This is a genomic window from Ruegeria sp. BF8 (genome assembly GCF_056538625.1).
Window position 1 is genome coordinate 603,952 of sequence record NZ_JBQFTL010000002.1, and the last position, 20,951, is coordinate 624,902.

The window sequence follows — 20,951 nt, forward strand, 5'->3', positions numbered from 1 at the left end:
CCGTATTGGCGGGCGAAATTTTCACGCCTGCAACGCAAGGACTGACTGGATTGAAACAGACACCCGTCGCACCGCATTCCATCTACGGGGTTGAAAAATGGGGCAAGGGTCTCATCGAGGTGACGGAGGACGGCGAGATCGGTCTGCGCAATCCCATGGCACCCGATGCGGCGGCAATCAGCCTGCCCGGCATTCTGCACGACCTTGATCAGCGCGGAATCAAGGCGCCGATGATCCTGCGCATCAGCTCGTATCTGGAACGCGAGATCGCGCATATCAACGAAAGCTTCCGCGATGCGATTTCGCGCACCGGCTACAAGGGGTCCTATCGCGGCGTTTTCCCGATCAAGGTGAACCAGCAGGCGCAGGTCGTCGACCGGATCGTCGAATTCGGCAAGCAATACAATTACGGGCTCGAGGCCGGTTCAAAACCCGAACTGGTGATCGCTCTGGCGCACCGTCTTGCCCCCGAGGCGCTGATCGTGTGCAACGGCGTCAAGGACGCGGAATTCATCGAACTGGCCATCCTCAGCCGCAAGATCGGGTTCAACACGGTCATCGTTCTGGAAAGCCCGAAAGAGGCCGACACGGTCATCGAGGTCTACGAACGGCTGGGCATCGAACCACTGCTGGGCGTGCGGGTGAAACTGACCAACCAGATCAGCGGCAAATGGCAGGAAAGCTCGGGGGATCGGTCGACCTTCGGCATGAACACCGATCAGCTGGTCGCGGTCGTCGACAAGCTGCGCGATGCCGGCCTGCTGCATTGCCTGAAGCTGCAGCATTCGCATCTGGGCAGCCAGGTGCCCGACGTGAACGACGTGCGCCGCGCCGTGGGCGAGGCCTGCCGTTATTACACCGAACTGACCCGCGAGGGCGTGCCGCTGACGCACCTGGATCTGGGCGGCGGCATGGGCGTCGATTACACGGGCGAGAAGAAGGCGACCGAGAACTCGATCAACTACACGGTCGAGGAATACTGCGCCAATGTGGTGGAAACCGTGGCCTATGCCATGGACGAGGCCGAAGTGGACCACCCCACGCTGGTGACCGAGAGTGGCCGCGCGGTGGTGGCGACCTCGTCGATGCTGGTGTTCAACGTGCTGGAAAGCACGCTCTATGATGCGCCAAATGGCCCCGAGGTGGAACCCAACGACCACCACATGGTGTCCGATCTGGCGGCGGTGAACGGGTACCTCAGCCACGACCGGCTGCAGGAATGCTGGAACGACGCCACCTTCTACCGCAACGAGTTGCGCGCCCTGTTCCGCCGCGGTTACGTGGACCTGCGTCAGATGGCCCGGGCCGAGCGCATCTACCTGTCGCTGATGGCGCGGATCAAGGCGCTGGCGGCCTCGGACGAGGTCGAAACCGATGTGGACGACCAGTTGGAAAAGCTGGCCGACATCTACCACTGCAACTTCTCGCTGTTCCAGTCGCTGCCCGACGTGTGGGCGATCGACCAGCTGCACCCGATCGTGCCGCTGCAGATGCTGGACCAGGCCCCCGACCGCCGCGCGGTACTGTCCGACATCACCTGCGACAGCGACGGCAAGATCGACCGGTTCATTCTGGCCGACGGTGTCTCGCCCAGCCTGCCGGTGCATTCCCTGCCCGAAGATCGCGACTATTACATGGGCGTGTTCTTCGTCGGCGCCTATCAGGAAACCCTAGGCGACCTGCACAACCTGTTCGGCGACACCAACGTGGTCACCATCGACCTGCGCGCCGATGGCGGGTTCGACCTGCTGCATGAACAGGAGGGTGACACGATCAGCGAAGTCCTGTCCTATGTCGAGTTCGACCCAAGCGACTGCATCGCTGCCTTCCGCAAGATGGTCGACGAGGCGATCTCGACAGGCACGCTCAAGGCGAATGAACGCAAAACTCTGATGACTGCCTATCGCGACAGCATCAACGGCTATACCTACTACGAATAACCCCGGCGAAAGGAGAATTTCCCATGGGCAAGACACTGGTTGTTGGCGCGGGTGGCGTCAGCCACGCCGCCGTGCACAAGATGGCGATGAATTCCGACATCTTCACCGAGATCACGCTGGCCAGCCGCACCAAGGCGAAATGCGATGCCATCGCCAAATCGGTCAAGGAACGCACCGGCGTCGACATCAAAACTGCCGAGCTTGACGCCTACAAGGTCGCCGACACCGTCAAGCTGATCAAGGACACCGGGGCCGAGCTTCTGGTGAACCTGGCCTTGCCCTATCAGGACCTTGTGCTGATGGATGCCTGCCTCGAGGCCGGGTGCCACTATCTCGACACCGCCAACTATGAGCCCGAGGACGAGGCCAAGTTCGAATACCACTGGCAGTGGGCCTATCAGGACAAGTTCAAGCAGGCCGGCCTGACCGCGATCCTCGGCTCGGGCTTCGATCCCGGCGTGACCAGCGTCTTTGCCAAGTGGCTCAAGAAACACAAGCTGGACTCGATCCGCCAGATCGACGTTCTGGACGCCAATGGCGGCCAGAACGATCAGGAATTCGCCACCAACTTCAACCCCGAGATCAACCTGCGCGAAGTACTGGCCGACGCCCGCCACTGGGAAGGCGGCGAGTGGAAAGTGACGCCGGCCATGACCCACAAGGTCGAGTTCGACTTCCCCGGCATCGGGCCGAAGAACATGTACCTCATGTATCACGAGGAACTGGAGTCACTCTCGACCCACTTCCCCGAGATCGAGCGCGCCCGTTTCTGGATGACCTTCGGCGATGCCTACATCACCCATGCCAAGGTGCTGCAGAATGTCGGCATGACCCGGATCGACCCGGTGGTGCACAACGGGGTCGAGATCATTCCGATCCAGTTCCTGAAGACCCTGCTGCCCGATCCCGGCGATCTGGGCGCCGAAACCAAGGGCAAGGCCTGCATCGGCGACATCGCCACCGGCCAGGCCAAGGACGGCTCGGGCGAAAAGACCTACTACATCTACAACATCTGCGACCACGAGGAATGCTACCGCGAGGTCGGCAGCCAGGCCGTCAGCTACACCACCGGCGTCCCCGCCATGATCGGCGCGGCGCAAGTGCTGAAGGGCAACTGGCGCGAGCCGGGCGTTTGGAACATGGAGCAGCTCGACCCGGATGATTTCATGGACATGCTGAACAAGCATGGCCTGCCTTGGCAGGTCCACGAACTCGACGGCCCGGTCGAGTTCTGAACCCTCGGGGCGGTCCGCGCGACCGCCCTGCTTCATCTGGCCCAAAATATCCCGGGGGGTCGCCATTGGTCCGAGCGACAATGGCGACAAGTCGCACCCCCGGCTTATCCACCAATCGGAGACGCCGGACATGACCCAACTGATGCAGACACAGGCCGGAGACGCCGGTGCCTTCCGCACCTTCGACCTCAATCGCGTTCCTACGCCTTGCTTCGTCGTCGACGAAAAGGCAGTGGAGCGAAACCTTGCGGTTCTGGCCGATATCGGCGAGCGGTCCGGCGCACATATTCTGTCCGCGCTCAAGGCCTTCTCCATGTTCGCTCTGGCCCCGCTGGTGCGCCAGTATATCGGCGGCACCTGCGCCAGCGGCATCTACGAGGCCCGGCTGGGCCGCGAGGAATATGGCGGCGAGGTCGCGACCTTCTGCGCGGGCTACAAGGAAACCGACATCGACGAAATCCTTGCGCTCTCAGATCACATCATCTTCAACAGCCCCGCGCAGAAAGACCGTTTTCGTGCCAAGGCACAAGCTGAGGGGCGGCAAGTCGGGCTACGGATCAACCCCGAGCATTCCGAAGGCGAGGTCGCGAAATACGACCCCTGCGCCCCGTGCTCGCGCCTCGGCACCCCGGTCAGCCAACTAGACGCCAAGGCGCTGGAGGGCGTGGATGGCCTGCACATGCACACGCTCTGCGAACAGGGGTTCGAGCCGCTGGCGCGCACCTGGGCGGCGGTTGAACCGCACCTCGCCCCCTTCCTGAACGGCCTGAAATGGCTGAATTTCGGCGGCGGCCACCACATCACCCGCAGCGACTATGACCGCGACGGGCTGGTGGACTTCATAAAGCACATCCGCGCCAAATACGGCGTCGAGGTCTATCTGGAACCCGGCGAGGCGGTGGCGCTGGATGCGGGCATCCTGGTGGGCGAAATCCTCGACCTGCCGCACAACGGCATGGATCTGGCAATCACCGACATCTCGGCCACCTGCCACATGCCCGACGTGATCGAGGCCCCCTATCGCCCGGCCCTGATGGACGAGGCCGAAACCGGCCACACCTATCGCCTGGGCGGCCCCTCGTGCCTGGCGGGGGATGTAATCGGCGACTACACCTGGGCCGAGCCGCTGCGGATCGGGCAGCGTTTTGCCTTCCTCGATCAGGCGCATTACTCGATGGTCAAGACCAACACGTTCAACGGCGTGCCCCTGCCCACCATCGCATTGTGGAACAGCGAAACCGATGAACTGAAAATCATCAGGGAATTCGGCTACGACGACTTCAAAGAGAGGCTTTCATGAGCATTTTTCTCGACAGCGAACTGACCGAGGCCGAACGCAGCGAAGATGCCCGGTTCCGTGTAATCCCGGTACCGCTGGAGCGCACGGTCTCCTACGGTTCGGGCACGGCAGGCGGTCCCGCCGCGATCATCGCAGCCAGCAATGAACTCGAACGCATCACTGGCCATTCCGAACCCTGTGTTGATGGCATCTTCACCGAACCTTCGCTGGATTGCACCGGCCCGCTGCCGGACGTCATGGAGCGTCTGGCCCAGCGCACCGAGGCTGCGATCCACGCCGGCAAGGTGCCGGTCACGCTGGGCGGTGAACACTCGCTGAGCTATGGCGCGGTGATGGGCGTGGCCCGCGCATTGGGTCAGCCCCTCGGCATCGTGCAAATCGACGCCCATGCCGACCTGCGCAACGCCTATCAGGGCGAGAAACACAGCCACGCCTCGGTCATGCATCTGCTGGCCGAGGAAGGCGTCCGTCTGGCGCAATTCGGCGTACGCGCCTTCTCGACCGAAGAAGCCAAAAGCCGTCTGAGGAACCGTGTCTTCCATGTGGATGCCGAAGAGCTGGTCACCGGCAACATTCATGCCGTCGACCTGCCCGAGGACTTTCCCGAACTGGTCTATGTCAGCTTTGACGTCGACGGGCTGGACCCGTCATTGATGCCCGCAACCGGCACGCCGGTTCCGGGCGGGCTGGGATACTATCAGGCGCTGCATCTGGTCGAACACGCCTTGAGAGGCCGCCGCTGCGTGGGCTTCGACGTGGTCGAACTGGCCCCGGACGGCAACGCGGCGTGGGATTTCACCACGGCACAGATCGTTTATCGCCTGATGGCGTCCTGCTAGTCCTCGGCGGTTTCGTCGAGTTCCATGTGCCCCTCGCCCTTGTTCAACACGCGGCGCAGCATGGGCTCGAAGAACTCCAGTGGCCTGGTCGGATAGTCCGGGTCGAACGCCTTCTGATCGTATTCGTGGCAGAAATAGCGGCAGTCCTCCCAGTAAGGGCTGTCGCGATACTTGTCGCGCGCATTGCGGTCTCCGCCCAGATGGTGATTGTAGTAATAGCCCTGGAACACACAGTGATGTTTCAAAATCCAATGGGTGCGTTCGCTGACATAGGGCTTCATCATCGCCGCTGACAGCTCGCCGTGGTTGTAGGGTGACAGGATGTCCCCGGTGTCATGGATCAGAGCAGCCACGACCAGTTCCTCATCCGCGCCATCCTCGTAGGCCCGCGTCGCGGCCTGCAGGCTGTGCTGATACCGGTTGACCGGATAGGGTGTCCATTCCTCGTCCAAGGACCGGATCGCGTCCAGAATCCGGTCGGGCAAAGCCGCGTTGTACGCCTCTTCATATTCCATGACGGCGTCCCAATCGGCCTTGGTGGCCTCTTCGAAACTGGTCCAGGTGGGTTTGTGGCTTTTGTCCAGCATGGCGGGTCCTTTGTCTGCGGGTCACAGCCAGACTAGTCGCGACCAACCAATAGAAAAAATGAATTGATTTTATCACAGCGATCAAAAAATAGTGCCACATGCAGATGCGTGAGCTCGAAACGTTTTTGTGCGTGGCGGAAACCGGTGGTTTTCATGCTGCGGCACGGCGGATGAATGTGACACAGACGGCTGTCAGTGCACGGATTCGCCAGCTTGAGGCCGCCACGGGCAAAACGCTGTTTTCACGTGGTGCCGGCGGTACCAGCCTCACCGACTTCGGGGCACAGTTCAAACCCTATGCCGAACAGATGCTGTCGCTTTGGTCCTTCGCCTCGCAGGACCTGCCGGCCCAAAGTCAGGGTCGTGTGGCCCTTCGCTTGGGCGCTCAGCTCAGCATCTGGGACCCGCTTCTGGTCGATCTGGCCGTCCGGTTCGAGCAGAGGTTTGGCAAACTTCTGTTGACGCTCAACTATGACCACACGCTGAACATGGCCGAGGCCGTTGCTTCGCACGTTCTGGACGTGGCTTTGACACATGAGAGGCCATCGCGGTCCGGGATTTCGTGCCAGGAATTGCCGCCCGAGCACTTGATCCTTGTCGAGACGCCCCATCTGGCTGAGTCCGGTACCGATCCTGTTTTCATCAATCTCGAACTTGGTGAAGGCTATCAGGAGCATGTACGCGGTCTTGCCCGGCTGTCTGCTGGGCAAACCGTGTTTCTGGGCAATTGCATGATGGCACTGCGCTATATCCTGCAACGCGGCGGGCGCGGTTTTTTCCCGCACAGCGTTGTAGCCCCGCACCTTGAGAATGGCGCGCTGCGCATGGTCGAGGAAGCCGCACCGCTAATTCTACCGGTCCACTTGGTCTCGCGCGCAGAGGACGACCACCAAAAACTGTTGGGTGAATTACACCAGTGCCTGTCAGAGCTGCGGGACTGACCTCAGGCCGGGGATGGCGCGGGTGCGGCAGTTCTCACCCGCCGGCGGATGATCGGTCTTCCGGCGAAAGCCAGGAATACGGCCGATATTGCGAACCCGACAACGGCTGGACCATAGAGCAGCGGCCATAGCTTCGCATCCTTGATCACCACCGGAGATACGAACCCACGCACGCCTTCCAACAAGACAAGAATCGTGAATGCCGCGAATATCTGAGGCCAAAGGCCGAACCGGGAAAAACTGCCCAGCATCAGAGTCGAATACCCCACCAGCGCCACGGTGATGCAGATCGCGATCCAGGAAAACCGCTGGTGCAGCTCTTCCACCAATTCCCCCAACGGGTAGCCATCCGCCGCAGCGACGGCGTCAAGATCGCCCAACAACTCGATCGTCGGAATCGCCTCAAGACTGCGGCGTCCATTGTCGGTGTTTCGGGACAGCTCCGAAATGTCGTATGATGCATCGTCGAAAAGGGTCGACGACAGCGTCTTGCCTTCCTTGTTCAGCCGCAGTGCAACCCCATCCACCATCACCAGATGAACGCCGGATCCGTTGTTCACCAGATAGGCGGACGTGCTGGAGTATGTGGCGGGGTTTTCCTGATCGCGACGGTCGGACACGAACACCTCGTGCAATGTGCCATCCAGATCAATCCGACCGATATAGACGGTCACGCCCCGAGCCGGGTGCATGAACTCCCCCTCGTTGAGCAACTGCGCGGTGATGTCACCTGCCACCTCGGCCTGGCGCAATTCCAGCTGTTCTACGGATGCGGGCCGCAGAATGACGCTGACGATCGCCATCATCAGCCCCGCCACCAGACCAAACAGCAACACCGCCCGGCCCAGCCGCCATGGGCTGGACCCGGTGGCCAGCATCACGGTCAGTTCGCTTTCCCGGCTCAGCCGGTTGGTGGCATAGACTGCGGCGGCAAAGACCGCCATCGGCATGACCGTTCGGACAAGTGTTGGCAGGGTCAGCGCCGTGAACTCCAGAAAAACCATAGCCGACTGGCCGCCACTGATGACGTGTTCGAACAGGCTGACCGAGCGGGTGATCCAGAACACGCCCACCAGAACAAGCGTGAAAAAGCCGAAAAGAACCAATAGCTGCCGCAGGAAATACCCATCAAAGCGCGACATGTGACCTCTTTCGGCTGTTTTATCCTGGCGGGACATTAGGCCATTCGCCAGTCAAGGGGAACCGCGATTGCGCCCCAACTCACCGGCCGGCACAAGGATTTTGGTGTGCCACAGCCACCGCAGGACCTGTGCCGCCGAGGTGGGTCCGATGCGGCTCGACCATCGCTGCAGTATATCGGGCAAAGAGAGTGGGTCGCGCAGATCGGATATCAACGGCGCCAGTTCGGCCCCTGCCAGCGAGTGGACCGGGCGCGGCAAATTGGGGTGGGTCAGAATCTCAGACTGCAGAACATATGCGTCGCCTTGCACACCGCCCTGTACCAGCTTCGCCTCCGGCGACCGGCGAAGCACCTCGCCGGTGGACAGCTCGGCATTCTGCAGGTCCGCAGGCGGGCGGCGAAGCCAGTCCAGCGGCTGTGCGCGCTGGCTCCAGAACGGCCCAGAGGTGACCTCGTGGTGACGTGCATAGAATGCCGCCGCCAATTCGGCGTGAGTTTCGACGCGTTCGCGCTGTCGTTCCGAATAGAATCCCAGCGCAATGTTGGTGTCGCCGGGCCGGGTCAGAATCGTGTTTGCAACCACTGCGGCCTGCATGGCCTGCGCCATAGCCAGATGCACCCCTTGCGATGACAGCGCATCGACCGAGAAACTCGCTTCGCCCACACGCAGCAAATCATTGGCGGGCGGGGTCAATTCACATTGGCTGCTGGCATCGCACCGGCGCACCGGGCCCATCCGCGCCTGCTCCAGACAACCGGCCAATAGAGTCGATCGTGCCAGAAGGTTCAGATACAGATCACGCCGGGCTGCCGGCAACAAACCAGTGCAATCCGACGGGTCGACAAAAACGCAAGCGTTGACCGTACCGTCCGGCTGTGCTGCGCCCCAATACCAATGGGCATCACCAGCCTCCACGCGGGCCTGCGTGCCAAAACCCGGTGGGGCTTGCCAATAGGCATAGAGCGCCGTCAATGGCGCTGAGGCCGGGCGGAACCTCCGACCCAGTCCCGCATGCTTGCCTGCCGCATCCACCAAAAGGTCGGGGCGCAGCCGGCCTTTTCCCTGCGCAGTCAGGATCGGAACCTCCCAACCGGCGCCAGTGCGCCGTGGTCGATAGGCGCGTGCGGGTTGCAACACACGAACACCCGACTGGCGTGCAGCGTCCAGCAGGATGGCATCGAACCGGCTGCGATCCACCAGAAGGCCCGGATCGTCAACTGGCTCACCCCGCCTTTCAAACGCCCCGCCCCACATAAGGACGGAACCCGACGATTGCAGGAATCCCGCAGCTTTCATAGCATCGCCCACACCCAGAAACCGCAGAATGGGCCAGATGGAGGCAGGCAGTGACTCTCCGATGTGTTGGCGTGGGAAGATGGCGCGTTCCAGCAGACAGACTCGTCGCCCCAGCTGTGCCAGCCGCATCGCCGTCACGGCTCCGGCCGGACCACCGCCGATCACGCATATCTCGGCTTCAATCTCGGCCGCCATCCGCTGCGCCCTCAGGCCGAACGGCGGGCAGCGTCGCCGAAGAAATCCGGGCGGGCAGCCGACAGCCGGACATAGGCCTGCAGGCAATAATCCAGCCAACCGCGGATATAATCACACGCCGGGCGGCCACGATGAATGACCTCGTGATGGCAACCGCCACCGCACATGTACCGTGCCCAACAGATGTTGCACGGCGATTGGTTGTGCACGTGGCGCTCGGCCAGCCAGGCTTCTCGCCGCGCATCCGGGCCGTCATGGACGTTGCCCATCGCGGCCAAGTCATCCTCGACGAAGCGGTGGCAGGCGAACAGATCGCCATCCGCCGAAACCCCGAAATATCCGCCACCGGCTCCGCAAGCGTAGGGCCGGTGCGTGCCACGGTGGATCTCGTGCATTGCGGCGGCCATGTTCGAGAAGGGAAAGCGGCGGCCCCGCAGCACTGCGTCTTCGAAAACGCGTCCGCAGCGGATCATCTGCGAAAGCATTTCGGCCATGTCCTTGCTGCTCATTTCTTCGCGCCCGGTTGGCGAAGCCAGCATGGGTGAGAACCCGACCGAGTGGAAACCCAAGCCTATGAAATGGCTCAGGGTCTCAGGCAGCTCGATGTTGCGCGGTGTCACAGTGACTCGAGCGCCCACCTGCATGCGGTGCTGTTTGTCCAGCAACGGCAGCACCTTGCGCAGAATGGTGTCGTAGCTGCCGCGCCCACCCTGGTTGGGGCGCAACCGGTCATGTGCCTTGCCAACGCCATCCAGACTGATGGTGACGGCAAAGGCGTGGTCTTCGAAAAACTCAGCGTCTTCCGGGCGCAGCAACGTGCCATTCGTCGTGATCGAAAATCCCACATCCACTTTGTTGCGTTGCGCGTGTTCAGCAGCATAAACCGTCGTTTTTCGGATCAGGTCGCGATTGATCAACGGCTCGCCTCCAAGAAAGGCCAGATTGATCCGGGTGCCGGGTTCCGCGTCCATGATCAGCCGATCGACCGAGGCTTTCGCGACCTCCCATTCCATACTGCGGGCAGGACCACCAAAGCTGCCCTGCGAGGCATAGCAATAGGTGCATGCCAAGTTGCATTTCTGTGCGACCGCCAGCGACAAAGACCTGACCGGTATGCGGCGCGGCGGCGCGTCGTCAATGAACGGCACACCATCAAGACCCATCTGCGTCAGAAACTCTCGCTGACTTTCGGCGGCCATACGGGCGAAGTGATCCGCCGTTCCTTCGGGCACATCGAACACGCGCGAGCCATCTACGGCCAGCATGTGCTCGCCCAATGTCGTTTCGAAAAAATGCACCTCGGCAGATGGGTCGGTCATGTCTCGACCTCGGGCCAGAACGGGATACCGATACCCTTTTCCGCCAAGGCTTCACCGGCGACCCGGAAGCTTTTCATCGTGTCGCGCACCTGCTGGATATACTTCTGCGCTTCGGTAAATCGGTTCTGAGCCTCGTTTTGATAGGCCTGTTCGAGCCCATCGGTGATGCGGCGGAACAGATCCAGTGCCTCTTTCGCCTGCGTTTCCGAGCCCACTTGGATCGGGCGCAGATAGGCAGGTGTGCCGCGGCCCGTTTGGTATTTGGCCAGAACGTCCTTCATCTGGCGGAACCGCAGAAAATGCTCGTCGCCGTCGGTGTCGATCCGCACGGCCAAAGCATACAGACGCCGATCGGTAAACGCCTTGTGTTCCAGTGTCGCCACGCACTGGGCATAAGCACGGTCGATGAACCCGTCGGGGCGTTCGATCTCGATGAAGTCGTCGATGGCCTCAGGCGTCAAAGGGCGCAACGACCGTGGGATGATCCGCTTGGGTCCGATGGGCAGGGCAAGCGCGGGCGTCAGCACCGGTTCGTAATCCTTGCCCTGCAACGACCACAGCAACTGGTTTGCCCAGCGCATGTGGGTCATCTCGCCGATCGCAACTTCAAGCAGGGCGCGCCGAGCAAAGATCAGATCATCCTTCAGCGTTGGCCAGCGCTCGGAATCGACGGTTTCGGGATTGGCCAGCGAGAAATAGGCATAGAGGTACTGCAGGCTGAGCGTCATCTCCATCGGCGCCAGACGGGTCTGCAGGTCTTTGACCATCGCAGCAACGCTTTCATACGGTTCGACACCGGGCAGGTCCGTGTCGGCCTCGTAGACTTCGCCGGTCTCGCGTCCCTCGATGACGATCGGCAGGTCGCTCCACATCTGGTTGACCTCGTAATGGTCGATCTGAAACGGGCGGTTCTGTTCGACGGTATTCAACGCCGCCACATTGCCCGAGGGCGATTTGTCCGAACGCAGCCAATCCAGATAGGTTTCGGCCACAACCGGATCGTCGGGCGCACCAGTCGGCAGGCGGGTGTCATGCGGTACTTCGGCAGTGACCACATCCGGGTGGTTTGATGGCCAGTAGTGGCAGCCGCAATCCCGAAAGTCATGCGACCAGGGATTGCACAGGCTTTGGGTCAGCTCTCCGGGGTCGTAGGCCGTATCGAACACGCCGGCTTCGGTGCGGTACTGCCGGCGGTATCCATGCAGGACGACCGGCGGTGCGTCGACGACACCGTCGTGATTGCGCCGCTCCAGTGCGATGGTCACCGGATGGTCGTCGCCGCATTCAAGGCTGCGGATGAACCGCCAGACCAGCATGCCGTCGTAGGGTTTGCCCTTGTCGTCGCGGAACGAGATACGTCGACCGCCTTGTTCGACCCAGGCCAGAAACCACCGGCCGCTGGACAGCTCGGCGCCGATTTCGCCACGATAGGCGTCCAGCAAATCCTGCACCCAAGGTGTCGAACTGTCATCGGGCAACATCGGGTCATAGAAATAGTCGACATAGACCAGATGAAACCCTTGCGCGTTTTCGGGTGCTTCCGGAACCGGGTTCAGCGGGACACGTACGGCATTGAAAACCAATCCCGGAAAGAACCGGCGATCAAGGTCGCGTACGTCCATTTCCAGCCCCGGGAAACAATTTCCGACCGACCCGTCCAGCCGGGTGTTGTCAGGGTTTCCGGGCACCTTGTAGGCCGCACGGGCCGTCAGGTTGCGGGGTTTGATGCGGATCGGCGCTGGTTTGTCAGACATCCCGAGGCTCTCCTACCGGTTCGGTTTCGGGCGCGGGCGGGTGCGCCTCGAGGTAATCGATGAAAGACATCACCAGATGGTACTGCCGCCGTGACAACGAGAGCGGAAAATAGTTTGAATCCCGCATGTAGGGCGGCATGCGGGCGTCGTGCATCATGTCGCGCACGATCCGCGGGTCGCGGAAGGCGGGATCGGGTGTCTGGTCAGGGTTCGGGTCCTCTTCGAACTCGGCCAGAACGCCAAAGGGCGGGCGCATCAATCGCCGAACGAAATCAGGCCTGCGGCGCAGAAAATCCAAAAGGTTTTCCTCATCGATCAACTGCTCGTGCACAAACTTGGTGGCGACCGTATAGGGCAGCTGTTCATTCGGGACCGAGTTCGAAAAGACCGAAATCGGCTGTGGGCGGATCAACTCGTCGATCTTGTCGGGCGGCACCGCGTCCTTTTCCGTCATCGATGCAGCATCGGTGGACGGCAGGCCCGGTGTAGGTGCGATATTGGTCTGCGCCTGAAGAGAGGCATTGTCCTTGAGGCCCTGTGCCCGGATGTCATCCAGATTGATCAGGCTGTTGGTCTCGAACGCCCTTCGGAAGATGTCGACCACTTCGGTTTTTGCCTCAAGGTAGTTCTCGGCGGTGACCGAGATCAACGACATGTCGCGATCCGCCAGATCGTCTTCGAGGCTGTAGAAAGGCCGGCAATCCGGTGCGAAATCCGGCGGTCCGGTGAAGATGCGCGCCCGGGCGACCAAACGCTGACCGCGAACAGCCAGCGTGGCCTCGATCGTTCCATCACACGTGTCGTCAACCACCCCCCAGGACTGATCGTTGCCGACCCGTGCACCATCATAACTGTCATGCGGTTCGGGATCGTCAGACAACCCCGACATCATGATCCACTTCGACCACGGCGTGTCCGGGTTCAGGATGCGGTTCTGGGCCGGCACGATCTCATGAATCCGGCCATATTCCGATTTGGGCGGGTCATTCTTGTATCCCGGAACAGCAAGGGTTGCGGGACCGAAGGCGGCGTCGGGCGGGCCGTATACCTCGCCCTTGGGCGGAGTGAACCGCAAACGTAGAAGACTGCGGTCCACCATCTCGCCGGGCACCGGCTCGTCCGTCCCTTGGACCGGGCGGACAACCCGCACCGAGCCCAGCGGGATCGGGTTGTGTTCATAGACCAGCGGTTGCTGTTCCGACGTGTGCGGACTGAAGGCCAGCAAGGGTTTGGGAGTAAAATCCTCGGCCGCGATCTCGACCCGTGTACGAAACCCGCAGGCTGCATCTCCGGTGCGGCGGGCGGCTTTCTGATTACCTACAGCGACCGTGTAGCGGATGTTCTTCAGCGACAGCCCCTGCCCTTCAAGAAGGTTCAGAGTCACAGGAGTTTCATAGGCCTCGCCGGTTTCAGCATCGAACATTCGCGCCCACAGCTCAAAGAACGGCGCGACCGGGCGCAGGGCGCCGGTGCCTTCATCCCGAAATCGAATCTTCCGCGGGTCCGGCAGGTAGGCCGAGACACTCCCATCCTCGTTTTCCCGCAAAGTCACGTTCGAGCGTATGACCGTCTTGTTGTTGCCATGCGCGTCCAGATCCTGCTGCCATTCGTAGCTTTCCAGCGGGGTCTCGCCCGGGCCAAGCCTGGCAACGGCCATCGGCGGCAGAAAGAAGATTTCCTGTATCGTGTCCATGCCGGGCGCTCTCCAGTTTGGCCATGCCGGTCCGCAACCCGTTTTCAGGGGTACGAATAGCTTTGATAGGTAATCGTCGGGTCCGAGAAGAACGGAGTCGACTTGTCCCGAATGATGTTCGGCGGAGCGTCGTCCGGAACCGGAGAAATACTCTGCTGGTAGTGAAAGAAGTTCTGTGGGTCGAATTTCCGCTTCACGAACAGAAGTGAGTTGAAGTTGTTGCCCCAATAGAGCCAACGATAGTTCAACTGAGTGCGCCGCGGATAATTCTGATAACAGCGATCGATGAAGAAGCCCTCGTCCGTCATCATCTGCATGAACCCATCCAGCCATGGGACCACGACGTCTTTCTCATCCTCGGACAACCAGAACACGTCAACGTAGAAATTCATCGACACGTCGCGGTGAATGAAGGCGTTTCCCTGTTTGCCAACCGGCATTCGGTTGATCGCCCCGCCATACGGCTCGATCGCCACGGCCCCGTAGTCGTTTGGCGTGCTGTCCAGATAATCGACGACCCTTTGCCATTCATCTTGCGACAGTTGGCGGGCGATGTACCCGCCCTGCTTGTCTTCGCGGGCTTGATCCGGGACCACCGGGATGTCGTATTTCTCGTCATACAGCCAGGAATTGATCTGCTGGTAGGTCCCTGTCTTGCTGTTTTCCATGTGGCCGCCAATGGGTTCGTCCAACAGCGGCTGAATGACCCGGCGCCCTTCGTCTTCGGGCCCGTGATATAGGGCCGAGACCAAGAGAACCTTCTGGTCTCCTTGATAAGCCAGAAAGATGTAGGCCCCAAATTTGTCCGAGAGACCGTCCTTCATGTAGTTGGCCTGCAGAAACTCCAAAGCCTTGGCAGCCCTGTCCAGCGGCCATTTGATATGAACGCCCCAAACTTCGTACAGGTTGTGCAGCTTGAACCGGATTTCCAGAAGCACCCCTAAGTTGTTGCCGGTGCCTCCCCGGATCGCCCAGAAAAGATCGGCGTTGGTCGTGTCATCCGCGATTACGATACTGCCATCCCACAGCATCACCGTCACGCCCAGGACATTATCGCAGGCCATTCCGAACAGGCGCGACGTGAACCCGTATCCTCCGCCCATCATGAATCCGGCCACGCAGACATCCTGACACGCGCCACCCGGCACGTGCAGATGATAGGAATCCAGCACCGAGTTCAGGACCTTGAACGGGGTACCGGGGCCGACATAGGCCATCGGGGTATCTGGATCGACCGTCACGTAACACATCCTGCTGGTATCCAGCACCATCGCATTGTTGACCGAGTACCCGGCCGTACTGTGCCGGCCCGATCGGCTGACCACCCACAGATCATGGGCCCGCGCGAAGGCCAGACTGGCCCGCACGTCCTGAATGGTTTCGCAATAGACAATGATTTCCGGGTAGTCCTGAAAGGCCGGGTTCCAAAGCTGACGATCCGTGTTGTAGTTCGGATCCGTCGGCAAAACGACCGATCCAACGAGGCCTTTTTCAAACTCCCGTATCTGCTCGGGCGTAATCGGATGATAGCGCTGCAGCGACAGGTCCGTTCGGCTGGAGGCGACCCGATCCTTGGCCAGAATGGTCTTGCTTATCTTGCGCATGATGGACGCTCCCTTGGCATAACATTCAGAACGCGCAGGGAAAAAACACTGCGCGCACGTATTACGGTCTTTCCATCAACCCATTTCTGCCCGTCCCAAGCTGGCAGAAAGCTTCCGTGCCGGTCAAGAGATCGTTTCAAGCAATGCCCGGGCTTCGAGCAATTCAGGGATGTCGGCCTTTGGGTCGAAACGATCCAGGGCATCGGACAGCAATGGCCCCGGCCGCCCCCCGGTTTTGGATACGCAGCGCGTCAGCTCAACGGCCGCGCGCAATTCGAACAGGCTGGCCCCGCATTTGCGCGCCTCGGACACCGCCTGTTTGAGCATCGGTTCGGGATCTTTCCGCTCATGATCGTCAAGCAACGAGCGGACCCTGAAAACCTCGGCATCGGCCCAGCCTTCGTCGGTGTCTTTGCGCCAAAGTTCGGCCTGCGTCAGCGCCTGCTTGGCGGCCTTGAGCCCCCCGGCACGCACCAGAAGTTCCGCGATCAGCGACAGAAAGAAGCTTTTGTAGTTTCCGGCGCCACTGGACCACCAGTCATCCGACGCCTGCCGTAGGGCCGCGATGTGCTCGGCGTCCGGGGTCCGGTGCGCCCGCGCCCAACTGAGCCACATGCGGGCCGTGATCGACATGAAGGCCAACCTGTGCTCGCGAGAAATCTCCTCCAGCGGTGCGACGGTCGCGATCAGGGCATCGATATCGCGGTGCAACAGATGGACCATGCACGTATAGGTCAGGACCTGGGCCACGCTGTGCGCGTGTTGCAACTCATTGGCCCAGTCCAGAGCCTGCGCCTGAACCTTCTGCGCACGGGCAGGCTCACCCATCAGGCTGTAACAGACCCCCAGAAAACCGGCTGTGATGGCCGCATGGTCAGTGCCATAGACATAGGCCAGCTTCCCGTGTGTTTTGAAATCGTAAAGGGTCCAGGCCTGCTCAAGGTGCGCTCTGGCATCGGTCAGATTGCCGATGTGCAGTTGCACGGCCCCCATGGCGCGGTGCCCTACCATCCGGTGCTCGGTCCGGCCGCTGACTTCGGCCAGGTCCAGGATCTGGTCCGCCACCTCACCGGCCAGGCGGTACTCGGCCCGCACAAGGTGAAACGCATAAAGCCCATTGAGAACCGGGAACAGGCGTTCCGTCTCGCGGGCCCGACGGCACAGCTCGCGCAGCCGGCCATAAGCTTCGCCTGTCGCTTCGCCCGCAATCCCGTCAGTCGAGCGCAGTACACCCGCCCGAAGCACTTGCAGATCAATCTCGCGCAAGTCGCGGTCGTGGCTTTTCGGCAGCTCTGACACAAGACCAAGCGCTTTGGACAAATGGGTCAGTGCTTCGGACAGAGCCGACCGCTCGATCGCTCTCTGACCGGCGTTTTGCCAATGGGTAACGGCCTCTTCGGGTCGGTTTGCCAGCGTATAGTGCTGGGCCAGAACTTCGGGCTGGGTCTGTGCAAGATAGGGTTGCTGGTCCAGCAATACACCTGCGGCCTGGTCGTGCAAGACCTGCCGCTCGGACCGCAGAAGGCTGTCATAGGCCATGTCCCGGATCAGAGCATGGCGAAACAGGTATTCGTCCTCGGCCCCGTCCGGTGGCCGCTGGATGATGCCCGCCATGGCCAATTGTTCCAGGCTGGCCTGCATCGAGGCTGCCGGCAGCATTGAGACCGCCGCAACCAGAGCCACCGAAAAGCGTCGCCCGAACACCGCACCGGTCTGCGCCACGTCCTTTGCCATACCCAGGCGGTCGAGACGCTCCATCAGCGAATCCTTGAGCGTGCTAGGCACCGACAGCGACGGCAGCGGACCGCGCAGGACATAGCCATCCTCGGTCAGCCGCAACTGGCCGGATTCCAGAAGGCCGCGCGTCACCTCCTGTACAAAGAGCGGGATCCCGTCGGTCTTGGCGGCAATCAGGTCGCAGACCGGTCCCGGCAAAGATTTGCCCCCCGCAACATCAGTGACGATTTCCGCCACCTCGGCATTCGACAATCGGGTCAGGGGGATGTGCAACGTGTTGTGGTGGTGCCCCCAGCTAGGGTCGAATCCCTGCCGGGCCGTAACTACGATCAGAACCGGCAGGTCACGAATCCGCTCGATCACCCTATCCGTCAGCGAAAGCGTGGTCGGGTCCACCCAATGCGCATCTTCGAACAGCAACAGAACGGGTTTGCTTCGCGCCATCGACACCAATTGCTGCGTGACAGCTTCCAGCGTCTTTTCAAGCTTGACCTGCGGCGGCAAGTCCAAGGGTCCTAGTGCATCATCGGCATCGATGCTCAACAAATCCGCAATCAGGCGCTGCTGTTCGGACGTCAGGTACCGCAGCAGCGGCAGAAGCTTGTCCAGCTTTTGGGCGTCCGTATCCGCCGGCGCGAACCCGGCTGAACGTTCCAGTTGCTGCACGATCGGATACAGAGCACTGCTTGAGTGCAGCGGCGAGCATTGAAAATTCAGACGCAGAATGTCCTGACCCTGCAACTCGTGCGCCAACCCTTCGATCAGCCGGGACTTACCGATCCCCGCCTCACCCGAGATCAGAACGGATTGACCCGCCCCGTGACTGGCTTCGTTCCACTTGTCACACAGCTTGCGAAACTCGGAGCCGCGCCCGATCAGGCGGCCGGAACCCGCTTCGGGATTGATCTCGAACCGCCGTTCGATCCGTGCGGCACCCTCCACGGTCCAGGCCTGAATCTCGTCCGCAAACCCCTTCAGAACATGCCTTCCGGCATCCTTCAGTCGAAAAGCGCCCCCGATCAGGCGGCGCGTCGAGGGGCTGATGATCAGCGAATTTGGTTCGGCCAGCCCCTGCAGGCGGGCGGCCAGATTCGGCGTCCGCCCCATGACCACGTCGTTTTCCCGCAACCCGTCCCCATAGATGGTGCCGACCACCACAAGTCCCGTGGCGATTCCGATCCGCGCCTGCAGCTCTTCCTTTCGGTCGATCGCGGGCAGTTCGTCCAAAATCTGCAACCCGGCCTCGATCGCGCGCGAGGCCGCATCCTCCTGCGCGTGCGGATAGCCGAAATAGATCATCGCACCATCCCCCATGAAACAGGCGATGTGACCACCGAATTTCGAAACGGCGGTTGTGCAAGTCTCTTTGAATCGCCGCACCAGCTCGCCCAGGTCTTCCGGATCCAGGCGCTCGGACATTGCCGTTGAGCCGACGAGGTCGACGAACATGACCGTCAATTGCCGGCGCTCGGCCACGATTTTCCCCTGTCGGCGGGTGTGCACGGCGTCACCGGCCGTGTCCTGGGCAAAACGCGCGGTTGCGGCAAGCAGGCGACGTCGCGGACCCAGCGGTAGCCCGAGATCGATCAGATCATGCTCGGACAGATGAACGAGGTCGGACAAGGCCACTTCTGCCGCAGCGAAGGCGGGGGCGTATTTGGACAGCCCCAACTTCTCCAGAAAAGCGGCGATATCCGTCATTTCTCCCCCAACGGCCTGTCCAACGCCGGTTTGTTTTGGCTCGGTCCACCCTGCGCAGATCGCGCGTCGCAAACCGTGGCCTGTTCATTATCCAACTGACTGAACAGCCTTTTCGTTCTTTACCCGCACGTCAAGAGGTTTGGCGAACCAAACTGGCACAGCACGGTTGACCTTGGAGGCAGAATTGTTGAATTGCTTGGAGAATGGCAGGGGCAGCAGGGTTCGAACCCGCGACCTACGGTTTTGGAGACCGTCGCTCTACCAACTGAGCTATACCCCTGTGGTGCGCCATCAGATATGCCAGAGGCGCGACGGACTCAAGAGGCTTTTTCAGTTTCTCGGGCACATATGCAATCGACAAAGAAGTTGCGTGCGTCGTGCAGTTCTATAAGACAAGGTTCGGCCCACCGAGAGGAAATAACCCTTGAGCCTTCGCAAGAAGATTGCTGACAGCGAGACAACCCTGAACTGGGCCGCGCGCCGCATCGCCAGCTATATCAGGATGGTCCATCGCAACACCAAATGGCAGCGGATCGGCTATGATGAGTTGGACAAGCTCGCGGAACAGGGCGAGCCGGTCATCGTCGTGCTTTGGCACCAGCGGCTGGCCCAGTCGCCCTATTTCTTTCCGCTGGAAAAGGGGCGCATTTGCTCGATCACATCAGCCGCGCGCGCCGGCAGCATGGTGGGCCGGGTGCAGAAGCTCTTCGGCATGGACACCATCGCCATGTCCAGCCACAAGCGTCACGTGGCCCTGTCGCGTGAAGTGCTGGGCAAGATGAAACAGGGGATCTCGATCGGCATAGCTGCCGACGGTCCACGCGGCCCGGAACGGGTGTGCTCGACCGTCCCGCTGGTCTGGGCGCGCAGCTCGGGAAAACGCGTTTTTGGCATCACCTATTCGGCCCGCCATGGCCGTGAGGCGGGCACCTGGGACCGACTGCTGCTGCCGCGCCCCTGGCGCAACGAAGGCGTCTTCCTTTGCCGCGAATGGACTGAGTCCGTACCCCGCAAGGCGTCGGAAGAGCAGATCGAGCAACTGCGTCAAAGCCTCGAGAAGCACATGAATGACATCACCGCCGAGGCGGATCGTATGGTCGGTCGCGCCCCGTGGGAACCAAAGCTCTGATCAGCCCGCCTGCTTTCCGCCAAAGTCACAGCGAAGGGCACCGGTTTGCTTGCCCCCAAGCCTTCTGCGTTCCCGAAAAAAATCGCTGACGGTGCAGTCGACTTCGTGATCATCATCGCTGAGAATGGCGTCGCGCATGTCTTCCAGGTCCTTGTTGTGAAGGATTTGCGCCCCGTAATTCAGAAACTCAAAGCCAAACATCGCGTCCTCCTGCTGTTCGGGCATTCTGCCGAGCGTGCACAGGTCGCTTTCGGCGTTGCACATCAGGTAGACATTCAGCTTCTGGAGCAGATGGGCGGAAGGTTAAGATTTCTCAAGCCGAGGGTCGGGGGCACCATCAAATCGAAAACAATGGCAGACTTGGAACCACCTGATCTGCTTCCCAACAAGAAAAAGGGCGCCCCAAGGGACGCCCTTTCCATCAGTATGCGCTGATGCGCCTTACTCGATGATTTTGGACACGACGCCGGCGCCGACGGTGCGGCCGCCCTCGCGGATGGCGAAGCGCAGACCGTTTTCCATGGCGATCGGGGCGATCA

The 20,951-nt window shown here is 61.1% G+C and carries 16 protein-coding genes and 1 tRNA gene; 7 read left to right on the forward strand and 10 right to left on the reverse strand.

Translation table 11 applies throughout. The features are described 5' to 3' along the window. Positions 1-50 precede the first annotated feature (50 nt). From speA to speB, 4 genes are all read left to right on the forward strand, one after another. Entirely contained in the window at positions 51-1,940 is a 1,890-nt protein-coding gene (speA, locus tag ACR0LD_RS10510; RefSeq protein ID WP_480636830.1) for a biosynthetic arginine decarboxylase, read from the forward strand. A 23-nt stretch (positions 1,941-1,963) separates the two neighbouring features. Continuing rightward, positions 1,964-3,175, forward strand: a complete 1,212-nt coding sequence (locus tag ACR0LD_RS10515) for a saccharopine dehydrogenase family protein (protein WP_170340139.1) — start codon at positions 1,964-1,966, stop codon at positions 3,173-3,175. 130 nt (positions 3,176-3,305) lie between these two features. After that, the gene (gene nspC / locus ACR0LD_RS10520) at positions 3,306-4,475 is read left to right on the forward strand and encodes a carboxynorspermidine decarboxylase (protein WP_480636832.1); all 1,170 of its coding nucleotides are present in this window, start codon (positions 3,306-3,308) and stop codon (positions 4,473-4,475) included. Further along, on the forward strand, positions 4,472-5,314 hold the full coding sequence (gene speB / locus ACR0LD_RS10525; RefSeq protein WP_480636834.1) for an agmatinase: 843 nt from the start codon (positions 4,472-4,474) through the stop codon (positions 5,312-5,314). Before nspC ends, speB begins: the two co-directional genes overlap by 4 nt. Here speB and ACR0LD_RS10530 read toward each other — a convergent pair. Next, entirely contained in the window at positions 5,311-5,901 is a 591-nt protein-coding gene (locus ACR0LD_RS10530; RefSeq protein WP_480636836.1) for an HD domain-containing protein, read from the reverse strand. The genes speB and ACR0LD_RS10530 overlap by 4 nt on opposite strands. Before the next feature lie 104 nt (positions 5,902-6,005). On the opposite strand from ACR0LD_RS10530, the gene ACR0LD_RS10535 reads away from it, so the two are divergent. Further along, a complete protein-coding gene (locus tag ACR0LD_RS10535; protein WP_217360140.1) occupies positions 6,006-6,842 on the forward strand; it encodes a LysR family transcriptional regulator in 837 nt (278 codons plus the stop codon). Between the two features lie 2 nt (positions 6,843-6,844). Here the strand turns inward: ACR0LD_RS10535 and lptF are convergent, their stop codons facing one another. The 8 genes from lptF to ACR0LD_RS10575 all read right to left on the reverse strand — a co-directional run bounded on the left by lptF (position 6,845) and on the right by ACR0LD_RS10575 (position 19,563). Next, a complete protein-coding gene (gene lptF, locus ACR0LD_RS10540; protein WP_170365045.1) occupies positions 6,845-7,984 on the reverse strand; it encodes an LPS export ABC transporter permease LptF in 1,140 nt (379 codons plus the stop codon). Positions 7,985-8,035: 51 nt separating this feature from the next. Then, positions 8,036-9,475, reverse strand: coding sequence for a flavin-dependent monooxygenase QhpG (gene qhpG / locus ACR0LD_RS10545; RefSeq protein WP_480636838.1), 1,440 nt, complete (start codon positions 9,473-9,475; stop codon positions 8,036-8,038). 11 nt (positions 9,476-9,486) lie between these two features. Further along, a complete protein-coding gene (locus ACR0LD_RS10550; RefSeq protein WP_480636839.1) occupies positions 9,487-10,794 on the reverse strand; it encodes a radical SAM protein in 1,308 nt (435 codons plus the stop codon). Further along, positions 10,791-12,548 (reverse strand): ferritin-like domain-containing protein, encoded by a 1,758-nt coding sequence (locus ACR0LD_RS10555; protein ID WP_480636841.1) that lies wholly within the window; start codon positions 12,546-12,548, stop codon positions 10,791-10,793. Before ACR0LD_RS10555 ends, ACR0LD_RS10550 begins: the two co-directional genes overlap by 4 nt. Continuing rightward, positions 12,541-14,241, reverse strand: coding sequence for a hypothetical protein (locus ACR0LD_RS10560; protein WP_480636843.1), 1,701 nt, complete (start codon positions 14,239-14,241; stop codon positions 12,541-12,543). The genes ACR0LD_RS10555 and ACR0LD_RS10560 overlap by 8 nt, the downstream gene beginning before the upstream one ends. Positions 14,242-14,285: 44 nt before the next feature. Continuing rightward, complete coding sequence (locus ACR0LD_RS10565) at positions 14,286-15,845, reverse strand: FAD-binding oxidoreductase (protein ID WP_480636844.1); 1,560 nt, start codon at positions 15,843-15,845, stop codon at positions 14,286-14,288. A 123-nt stretch (positions 15,846-15,968) separates the two neighbouring features. Continuing rightward, positions 15,969-19,283: an adenylate/guanylate cyclase domain-containing protein gene (locus tag ACR0LD_RS10570; protein ID WP_480636846.1), complete on the reverse strand. Its 3,315-nt coding sequence runs from the start codon at positions 19,281-19,283 to the stop codon at positions 15,969-15,971. A gap of 204 nt (positions 19,284-19,487) precedes the next feature. Next, positions 19,488-19,563 (reverse strand) — tRNA-Trp (locus tag ACR0LD_RS10575). A gap of 144 nt (positions 19,564-19,707) precedes the next feature. Between ACR0LD_RS10575 and ACR0LD_RS10580 the strand changes: the two genes are divergently transcribed. Together ACR0LD_RS10580 and ACR0LD_RS10585 are read left to right on the forward strand one after the other, a co-directional pair. Continuing rightward, complete coding sequence (locus ACR0LD_RS10580; RefSeq protein ID WP_480636848.1) at positions 19,708-20,412, forward strand: lysophospholipid acyltransferase family protein; 705 nt, start codon at positions 19,708-19,710, stop codon at positions 20,410-20,412. 45 nt (positions 20,413-20,457) lie between these two features. Further along, the gene (locus ACR0LD_RS10585; RefSeq protein ID WP_480636850.1) at positions 20,458-20,847 is read left to right on the forward strand and encodes a hypothetical protein; all 390 of its coding nucleotides are present in this window, start codon (positions 20,458-20,460) and stop codon (positions 20,845-20,847) included. A 6-nt stretch (positions 20,848-20,853) separates the two neighbouring features. Here ACR0LD_RS10585 and ACR0LD_RS10590 read toward each other — a convergent pair. Next, positions 20,854-20,951: EF-Tu C-terminal domain-related protein (locus tag ACR0LD_RS10590; RefSeq protein ID WP_480636862.1), on the reverse strand; the 98-nt coding region annotated here is incomplete at its 5' end.